Source organism: Albidovulum sp., assembly GCF_049646345.1.
Lineage (GTDB): Bacteria > Pseudomonadota > Alphaproteobacteria > Rhodobacterales > Rhodobacteraceae > Albidovulum.
Window position 1 is genome coordinate 1 of record NZ_JBARVQ010000398.1, and the last position, 8778, is coordinate 8778.

Annotated in this window: 9 protein-coding genes; 3 read left to right on the forward strand and 6 right to left on the reverse strand. The window is 65.3% G+C overall.

What is annotated here, in order from left to right:
* Window positions 1–31: 31 nt before the first annotated feature.
* Entirely contained in the window at window positions 32–1168 is a 1137-nt protein-coding gene (locus WBB85_RS09715) for an alkane 1-monooxygenase (RefSeq protein ID WP_432638422.1), read from the reverse strand.
* Between the two features lie 52 nt (window positions 1169–1220).
* On the reverse strand, window positions 1221–2282 hold the full coding sequence (mutY, locus tag WBB85_RS09720) for an A/G-specific adenine glycosylase (RefSeq protein WP_432638429.1): 1062 nt from the start codon (window positions 2280–2282) through the stop codon (window positions 1221–1223).
* A gap of 79 nt (window positions 2283–2361) precedes the next feature.
* Between mutY and WBB85_RS09725 the strand changes: the two genes are divergently transcribed.
* From WBB85_RS09725 to WBB85_RS09735, 3 genes are read left to right on the forward strand one after another with little or no spacing between them, the layout of a single operon-like run.
* Window positions 2362–2889: a DUF721 domain-containing protein gene (locus WBB85_RS09725; RefSeq protein WP_432638423.1), complete on the forward strand. Its 528-nt coding sequence runs from the start codon at window positions 2362–2364 to the stop codon at window positions 2887–2889.
* 3 nt (window positions 2890–2892) lie between these two features.
* Window positions 2893–3549: a DsbA family protein gene (locus tag WBB85_RS09730; protein ID WP_432638424.1), complete on the forward strand. Its 657-nt coding sequence runs from the start codon at window positions 2893–2895 to the stop codon at window positions 3547–3549.
* Window positions 3550–3551: 2 nt separating this feature from the next.
* The gene (locus WBB85_RS09735) at window positions 3552–4673 is read left to right on the forward strand and encodes a CaiB/BaiF CoA transferase family protein (RefSeq protein ID WP_432638430.1); all 1122 of its coding nucleotides are present in this window, start codon (window positions 3552–3554) and stop codon (window positions 4671–4673) included.
* 98 nt (window positions 4674–4771) lie between these two features.
* Here the strand turns inward: WBB85_RS09735 and lpxK are convergent, their stop codons facing one another.
* The 4 genes from lpxK to lepB all read right to left on the reverse strand — a co-directional run.
* Window positions 4772–5764: a tetraacyldisaccharide 4'-kinase gene (gene lpxK / locus WBB85_RS09740; protein ID WP_432638425.1), complete on the reverse strand. Its 993-nt coding sequence runs from the start codon at window positions 5762–5764 to the stop codon at window positions 4772–4774.
* Window positions 5764–6993 carry a 3-deoxy-D-manno-octulosonic acid transferase gene (locus WBB85_RS09745; RefSeq protein ID WP_432638426.1) on the reverse strand — a complete coding sequence of 410 codons (1230 nt, stop codon included), beginning with the start codon at window positions 6991–6993 and terminating at the stop codon, window positions 5764–5766. Before WBB85_RS09745 ends, lpxK begins: the two co-directional genes overlap by 1 nt.
* Window positions 6994–7300: 307 nt before the next feature.
* Window positions 7301–7984, reverse strand: a complete 684-nt coding sequence (gene rnc, locus WBB85_RS09750) for a ribonuclease III (RefSeq protein ID WP_432638427.1) — start codon at window positions 7982–7984, stop codon at window positions 7301–7303.
* On the reverse strand, window positions 7981–8778 hold a 798-nt coding region (gene lepB / locus WBB85_RS09755), incomplete at its 5' end, for a signal peptidase I (RefSeq protein WP_432638428.1). The genes lepB and rnc, both read right to left, overlap by 4 nt.

An 8778-nucleotide genomic window follows, 5' to 3' on the forward strand; every position in this document is an offset into this window, starting at 1 on the left:
CAACAAAGGTGTGGTGGCAAGGGCAGAGGATTCAGCTTGCGCCTTTCGGCAGGGGTAGCGTGCCGCGATTATACGCGCTCCAGTCCTCGATATCGGGATAGTATTTGCGCCGCCAGGCCCTGACACGCGGATTCATGCGCCGCCGCCAGAGGGGTGGGATCATCGCCATCGCGGTCATGCCGGGATATCCGACGGGTAGCTGGGGCGCCTCATCCGCTGAATAGGTCTGCAGCAGCGGGAAGCGGCGGTCGGGTTTGTAGTGGTGGTCTGAATGGCGCTGAAGGTTGATCAGCATCCAGTTTGTGACCTTGTGATCGGCATTCCACGAATGACGTGGCTGGACATGTTCGTATTTACCCTCACCCAGATGGCGGCGGGTCAGGCCGTAATGTTCGACATAGTTCACCAGCTCCAACTGCCAGATCGCGACGAAGGCCTGCCAGACGAAAAGGATAAGCCCGGCCCAGCCGCCGATGGTGAAGGCCAGCGCAAGGGCCGCAAGTTGCAGCGCCCCGTACCGCCAGAACGGGTTTGAGGCGTGTAGAGGCGTGCGCCCGGCGCGCGACAGAAGCTGTTTCTCGGCCCGCCACGCCGATCCCGGCCCTTCACTCAGCACCCGGAAGAACATCCGGTGGAACCCCTCGTTATACCGCGCTGTCACCGCATCGCGGGGGGTGCCGACATAGCGGTGATGAACCAGAAGGTGTTCGCTGCGGAAATGGCTGTAAAGCACGGTCGCCAGCAAAAGGTCGCCCAGCCAACGCTCCAGCCGGTTCTTCTGATGCATCAGTTCATGCGCATAGGTGATGCCGATCGAGCCCGAGATGACGCCGACACCGAAGAACAGAACGACCTTCTCCCAAGTCACGAGGTGACCCGCGTGCGTGACGTACCAGATCATCCCGTAAAGCGTGACTGCCTGCACCGGGAACCAGATCATGGTAATCAGCCGGTACCAGAACAGATCGGACTCGGGCGTCTCGGTATCGGGGTTCTGTGTCTCGTGTCCGGCGATGGCGTCGAGGATCGAGGTCACGATCCAGCCGTAGACCGGCAAAAGCCAGACGGTCCAGCCGCCCTCAGCCGCGCCGATGACCGCCAAGGGCACGAGGATCAGCGACAGCCAGAACGGGGCTGCTGATACGAAACTGGAACCGGGTCGGGACATGAGGGCTCCGCCTGCTGCCTTTGTGCCAGTCTAGGCGCGAGCGGCGTGGGGCTCAATCCGCCGTGCCATGCGCGAACGCAAGGTCATAGACCTTGCGCATCACCGTCGGCAGGTCCGCGGGGCGGAAATCCTCGTGCCGCACGAAATGGCCCCGTTCGGGGTTGGTGCCTCCCGGCAGCATCGCGGTGTGGACCGACAGGATCAGGTGAAAATGGGTGAAGGTGTGGCGCACCTCGCCCGGCACCGGGCACCAGTTTCCCTTGGCGGGCGGCCCGGGTTCCGGCGCGGTTCCGGCCCAATCCGTACCCGGCCAGCCGAGCATCCCGCCCAACAGCCCCCGTTCCGGGCGGCGTTCAAGGAGTACCGCGCCATCGGCGCGGCGGCCGAGATAGGCGATGCCGTAACGCGTCGGTTTGGCGGCTTTTGGCGATTTGCGCGGCAGATCGGCATGTATGCCGGAAGCGAGACCCTTACAGAAGGTGCGCAGCGGGCAGATTCCGCAGGCCGGATTACGTGGCGTGCAGATCGTGGCGCCAAGGTCCATCATTGCCTGCGCGTGATCGCCGGGGCGGTTGTCGGGCGTCAATCGGGCGGCCAGCGCGGTCAGCTCGGGCTTGGCAGCGGGCAGCGGGGTCTCAATGGCAAAAAGCCGCGCTGTGACCCGTTCGACATTTCCGTCGACCACCGTCGCGGCTTCGTCAAAGGCGATGGCGGCGATGGCGGCTGCGGTATAGGGGCCGATGCCCGGCAGGGTCAGCAGCGCATTGCGGGTGTCCGGGAACCGCCCGCCATGGCCCGCCACCACGGCGCGGGCGCATTTCAAGAGGTTGCGGGCGCGGGCGTAGTAGCCAAGCCCTGCCCATTCGGCCATCACATCCTCATCCGCCGCAGCCGCCAGTGCCGCGACATCCGGCCAGCGCGCGGTAAAGCGGTGGAAATAGTCGCGGACGGCGGCAACGGTCGTCTGTTGCAGCATGATTTCCGACAGCCACACAGTGTAGGGATCGGGGCGCACGCCGCGCGCGCGGTCGGCGGGGCCAATGCGCCACGGCAGGACGCGGGCATTCACGTCATACCAGTCCAGCAGCGCCGCACTTTCATTATCCTGCAAAATTCCGCTCCGTTGCCATCAAGCCAGTGGGCAAGGCCCTGTGCGACGTCTAACATAGAGGCGAGCACGGGAAAGGACAGGGATGAGCGTCACGCCCCCCAACCAAAGGCGTCGTGGCCGGGGATTTCAGCCCGCCGCAGGGCTTTTGAAGGACCGCATCCGCGCGGCGGGCGAATCGCGTGGCTTTGCCGTGTCGCGGCTTCTGACCCATTGGGCCGAGGTCGTGGGCGAAGAGATTGCCGCAATGGCCCTGCCGGTGAAGGTGGGCTATGGGCGCGAAGGGTTTGGTGCGACACTGACGCTCCTGACCACCGGTGCCTCGGCCCCGTTGTTGCAGATGCAATTGCCGAAGATCCGCGACAAGGTGAATGCCTGCTATGGCTACAACGCCATTTCCAGGGTCGTGATCACCCAGACCGCGCCCACCGGATTTGCCGAAGGTCAGGTCGCCTTCGCGCCGAAACCGAAACCCGCCCCGGAACCGCCCGATCCGGCGGTTCAGCAGGCCGCGCGAACACTTTCCGGTGAGGTTGGTGACCAGACTCTCCGGGCAGCGCTTGAAGCTCTGGGTGAAAAGGTCTTATCTCGGCCGCGTAACAAGAAAGGCTGATCCATGTCGAAGACGTATCTCATCGCCGGTGCCGTAGCGCTTGTAGCCGCAGCGGGCGGCGCGTTCTGGATGACGAAAGGCACAGCACCCGAGGCCGCCGTCACGCAGGAAGCAACAGCGGCATCCGAGGCGCAGATGGTGCCGGATATGGTGCTGGGTCAGGCAAAAGCCCCGGTGGAGGTGATCGAATATGCCTCTTTCACCTGCCCGCATTGCGCGCATTTCCACGAAAGCGTCTTCGACCAGCTCAAGACCAACTACATCGACACCGGCAAGATCCGTTTCGTCTATCGTGAGGTCTATTTCGACAAGTTCGGCCTTTGGGCGGCAACTGTTGCGCGCTGTGGCGGGGCAGAGAAGTATTTCGGTATTTCCGACATCATCTATGACACCCAGAAGACCTGGATCGGCGACGGCGATGCCGCGACGATTGCCGACAATCTGAAAAAGATCGGCCTGAAGGCCGGACTTGGCGCAGATCAGGTCGATGCCTGCATGAAGGATGAAGATCAGCTGAAGGCGATGATCGCCACCTATCAGGCGAATGCCACGAAGGACGACATCACCGGAACGCCGTCTTTCGTCATCGACGGGCAGAAATACGCCAACATGTCCTATGAGGACTTTGCCGCACTCCTCGACGAGAAACTGGCGAACTGATCCTGATGACCCCGCTTTCGGGTCTTAAGGTCGTCGAACTGGCCCGCATTCTGGCCGGTCCCTGGGCCGGTCAGACTTTGGCCGATCTCGGTGCCGAGGTGATCAAGGTCGAAGCACCCGAAGGCGACGACACCCGCCGCTGGGGTCCGCCTTTCATTGACCGCGACGGCGACCGCTCGGCTGCCTACTTCCATTCCTGCAATCGCGGCAAGCAGTCGGTGACGGCCGATTTCCGCACCGATGAGGGGCAGCAATTCGTTCGCGAACTGGTCACGGACGCCGATATCCTGATCGAGAATTTCAAGGTCGGGGGGCTCAGGAAATACGGGCTCGACTACGAGAGCCTGCGCGCGGTCAATCCGCGGCTCATCTATTGCTCGATCACCGGCTTTGGCCAGACCGGGCCTTATGCCCACCGGGCGGGTTATGACTATATCATTCAAGGCATGTCGGGGCTGATGAGCGTGACGGGTGAACCCGACCGCCAGCCGCAAAAGGTGGGCGTTGCTGTCACCGATATCTTCACCGGTGTCTATGCCACGACCGCGATCCTTGCCGCCGTGCATCAGAGGGCGACGACGGGCGAGGGCCAGCATATTGACATGGCGCTTTTCGACGTGGCGACCAGCATCATGGCCAATCAGGCGATGAACTACCTCGCCTCGGGCACGGCCCCGGTTCGGATGGGCAACGCACACCCGAACATTGTGCCCTATTCGGTCTTCGACTGCGCCGATGGCTGGATCATCATCGCGACCGGGAATGACGGCCAGTATCGGCGGCTTTGCCGCTTGCTGGGGCTCGATGACCTTGCCGAGGCGCCCGACTATCTGAGCAATGCCGACCGTATCACCAATCGCGAGGCGCTGACGGCGGCCCTTAGCGCGAAAACCAAAGGCTGGGCCAAGACCGACCTGCTGGCCGCCTGTGAGGCCGAGGGCGTGCCCGCCGGCCCGATCAATGATATGGGTGAGGTCTTTGCCGATCCCCAGGTCGCGGCACGCGGCATGCGGATCGAGCGGGATGGTGTCCCGGGTGTGCGGTCGCCCTTCACCTTCTCGGGCGCGGAACTTGCGCTGGACCGGCCTTCGCCGAAACTCGGCGAGCACGACTTGAAGGATTGATCCGGGTAAGGTGGGTTTAAACCCACCTTACGAAAGGCATAGTGGCTGATCGGGTCCGGCGGCAGTCCCTGTAAGGTGGGTTTAAACCCACATTACGTTCACAGTCCCAGCTCGGAAAGCCGTGCATCGAGCGGAGCCCAGTCGTCCAGCTCCAACCGTACCGGGACGCTCAGGACCTGCGCGCGGAAGTCTTGCGGCAGGCGGACGGCGTCCTTTTCCGTTGTCACCAGCTGTGCGCCAAGGGCTGCCGCGTCGCTTTCCAGCCGCCGCAGGATCGCGGGCGTCAGGGGCTGGTGATCATCCAGCGGCACCGAGCGGACGATTTCGGCACCAAGGTCGCGGAGCGTGGCGAAGAACTTTTCGGGATGGCCGATCCCGGCGAAGGCCAGCACCCTGAGGCCGGGCCAGTCCATGCCGGTGGGAAGGGGTTTCAGCCCCCCGGTGAGGTGCGGGACGGTGACCGCGTGCCCCCATCGTGCCGCGAACGCCTCCTGCATGGCCGGATCGCCGATGGAAACCAGCATGTCCGCACGGGCGAGGCCCACCTCGACCGGTTCCCGCAACGGCCCGGCGGGCAGGCAGAGCCCGTTGCCGACGCCGCGCGCCGCATCGACGACGACAACTGACAGGTCCTTGGCAAGAGCCGGGTTCTGGAACCCGTCATCGAGCAGGATCGCCCCGGCCCCGGCAGCCGCCGCGGCGCGGGCCCCCGCTGCCCGGTCGCGGGCGATCCATGTCGGTGTGAAACCGGCCAGCAGAAGCGGTTCGTCCCCACAATCCGCAGCGCTATGGCGCCGCTCATCCACGCGGACCGGACCGGTGAGCCGCCCGCCATGGCCCCGGCTGACGACATGAGCCGTCACGCCGCGCGCGGCCAGTCTTTGTGCCAGCGCGATCACTGTGGGTGTCTTGCCGGTGCCGCCCGCATTGATATTGCCGACGCAGATCACCGGAATTCCGGGATGGTCGCCGCCGCTTGAGGCCAGTCGCCGGGCTGTCTGACCCGCATAGACACGGCCGAGCGGCGACAGAAGCCGGGCCGCAAGTCCGGGTGCTGCGGGATCGCGGTACCAGAAACCGGGTGCGCGCATCACACCGCCGCCTTCGCCGGGACGGCGTCGAGTTCGGCGAGGATCGCCTGGGTGACCCGCTCGGCCACCTCTGCACCGCCAGAGGAAGCGGCCCATGCGTTATGGGCGAGGATGGCCGCCTTGTCGGCGGCAATCAGCTCGGACACGGCTTCGGCCAGGGCAGAGGGACTGGTCACCAGCCGTGTTGCGCGGGCCTCGGTCAGTCGGGCATAGGCGTCGGGATAGGCGCCCGCATGGGACCCGTGCAGGATCGCCGAGCCGAATGCCGCCGGTTCGAACGGGTTCCGCCCGGGGCCACCTTCGAGCAGCGTGCCCCCCATGAAGGTGACCGGGGCCAGCCGGTACCAGAGGCCAAGCTCCACATCGCCATCCGTGACCAGGACCTGAACCTCTGGTTCTGGTTCTTCCTCACGCGTCCGTTTCGCCACGATCCAGCCTTCGCGGCGCAGCCGTTCGGCAAGTGCTGGCGCGCGTTCCGCATCCGCCGGAGACAGGATCAGCAGCATCCGGTGCGCAAGGCGCATCGCATGGGAATGCGCTGCGATGATTGCATCTTCCTCTGCCACATTGCACCCCGCCGCCAGCCAGATCGGCCGGGTCTGAACCAGTTCGGCAAGCGATGCCCGCTCCCGCTCATTGCAGGGCAGGGGTTCGGCCGTCTCTTCGATCCGGCCCGCGACATCCACCGCAATCCCGCGCCCACCGAGGCGGCGCAGACGGGTTGCGGTTTCGGGGTCCTGGGCGAGGATGCGGCGGAACCGCCCAAGAAGTGAGGCTGCCATTCCCTTGCGCCAACGCCAACCGCGTTCCCCGGTGGCCGTCATCCTGATATCGGCCAGCAACAGAGGAATGCCGCGGTCATGCACTCCGACGATCATTGCGGGGGGCAGACTCGGCCCGGTCAGAACGGCGGTATCGGGGCGCCAGTGATCGAGAAACCTGCGAACCATCGCCGGGTTGTCCGGCGGCAGCAGATCGGCAATGACGGAGGATGGAAAGGCGCCGAGACCCGTCGGGTCCTTCCCCTCGCAACTCATCAGCAGGGTCAGGTCTGGCCGGTCGCGCATCAGCCGTGTAGCAAGATGCGACAGCCGATGGGGGGTCTCGCCATGACCGAGATGAAGCCAGAGCAACGGCCCGTCAGGGCGCGGCGCCCGTTCCGGCGTAGGGCCGGTACCACCCCGTCCGGCGGAGATGAGATAAAGCGCGAGCGCGAGGGAACGGGCCATGGCGGGCGTTCAGCCAGAATGCCTGGCCGTTGGACAGTTCCCGATCCGGGAGCCTCGGCACGCCCGGCCTCCTGCCGCCGGATCGGCGCGCGGGTCCATGCGGTCATCGCCTAAAACGATTTGCAGGCGCCGGGTCATGGGTTTCTCCGCGTTGAGGATCAGGATCGCGCGCCACCCTATGCGATCGCACGTGACGCCTCAAGGCGAGGCGTGGTGTCGTATCCGGCCCGAAGGCCGGTTCCATGATCTGGCTGGTGACACGGCCGGGGACGACAAAAAAACCGGCCGGAAAAGGGGGCAGCTCAGGTCAGCCCTGCTCCATCCGGGCCAGCAATGCCTTTGCCGCGGCCTGTTCCGCCTGCCGCTTCGCCCCGGCCTTCGCGGTTTCGGCCTCACCCGTTTCCAGTCGCACTTCGACGGTGAAGACCGGCTGGTGGTCGGGGCCGTCGCGTTTCACTTCGCGGTAGGCGGGCGGCGGCATGCCCCGGCCTTGCGCCCATTCCTGAAGGGCAGTCTTGGCATCGCGGGCATCGGCCTCAACCTGCCCGATCCGGCCGCCCCACAGCCGGAGGATAGCGGATTTTGCGGCCTCGAACCCGCCATCGAGATAGATGGCGGCGATCACCGCCTCCATCGCGTCGCCCAAAAGCGCTTCTTTCCGACGGCCGCCTGACATCATCTCGGACCGGCCGAGTTTCAGGACATCGCCCAGCGCGATCTCGCGCGCAACATCGGCGCAGGTTTCCTTACGCACGAGAGTGTTAAAGCGGGGGGCCAGCTGGCCCTCGCTCGCGCCCTTGTCGGCGGCCAGAAGCGCTTCGACCATGACAAGACCAAGCACCCGGTCGCCAAGGAATTCCAGCCGTTGGTTGTCGGGTCGCTGAGGCGTGGAGATGGAGGCATGCGTGACCGCGCGCACCAGAAGCTCTGGCCGGGCGAAGTCATGCCCGATCCGGGCGGCAAAGGCGGCAAGATCGGCGGAAAGTTTCATTCGACCCCCTTCAGGAAGCGGCCGCCGCGCCAGTTCCAGACGTCGGCCAGCAATGCGCCCCGCGCGGAAAAGACGATCCATTCGGCGCGGCCGATGACATTTTCAAGGGGAACCATGCCGAGCCCGCCGGCGGCCTGCGAAAAGCGGCTGTCAAAGGCATTGTCACGATTGTCACCGAGGAAAAAGAGGTGCCCCGCAGGCACGGTGAATTCGGGCGTGTCGTCCTGCGCACCGTCGGGTTGGAGGTCGAGGGTAAAGTGACCTCGTCCCCCGGGCAGGGTCTCACGCTGGCGCGGGGTTTCGCAGGGCATGCCCATCCCGACGGGATCGTTGCCGCAACGTGGGAGTGACAGGCCCGGCCCCTGCGGGCCCTTCACTTCCGTGAATGTCCCGGCGGGCTCCCGATCGACCGCATCACCGTTCAGGTGCAGCCGCCCGTCCGCCATCTGCACCCGGTCCCCCGGCAGGCCGACAAGGCGCATGACAAACGCTGCGCTATGGACCGTGTGACGGAAGACAAGGACATCGCCGCGCCGGATGGTGTCGGGCTGCACGGGGCGTACCGCCATATAGTCACCGGCCAGAAGCGTCGGCGCCATCGCACTTGCGGGGATCCAGAAGGGCATCCAGATGACGCGGGCAATGATAAGGGCTGCCGGAAGCAGGACCAAGAGCGCTCCGAGCAGGTAGAGTGGCGCAAGCAGGAGGTGACGCGGGCGCGCCCCGGTTCCGGCCCCACGCGTCTCGGTCATTCCACCGCCTTGAAGAACCGGTCGGACCGCCATGTCCAGAAG

Bases quoted from the DNA above. Each gene is read 5' to 3' on its own strand.
- WBB85_RS09725 (WP_432638423.1), top strand. From the start codon at position 2,362: ATGAGCGTCACGCCCCCCAACCAAAGGCGTCGTGGCCGGGGATTTCAG.
- rnc (WP_432638427.1), bottom strand. From the start codon at position 7,984: ATGAAACTTTCCGCCGATCTTGCCGCCTTTGCCGCCCGGATCGGGCAT.
- WBB85_RS09730 (WP_432638424.1), top strand. From the start codon at position 2,893: ATGTCGAAGACGTATCTCATCGCCGGTGCCGTAGCGCTTGTAGCCGCA.
- WBB85_RS09745 (WP_432638426.1), bottom strand. From the start codon at position 6,993: ATGGCCCGTTCCCTCGCGCTCGCGCTTTATCTCATCTCCGCCGGACGG.
- lpxK (WP_432638425.1), bottom strand. From the start codon at position 5,764: ATGCGCGCACCCGGTTTCTGGTACCGCGATCCCGCAGCACCCGGACTT.
- WBB85_RS09715 (WP_432638422.1), bottom strand. From the start codon at position 1,168: ATGTCCCGACCCGGTTCCAGTTTCGTATCAGCAGCCCCGTTCTGGCTG.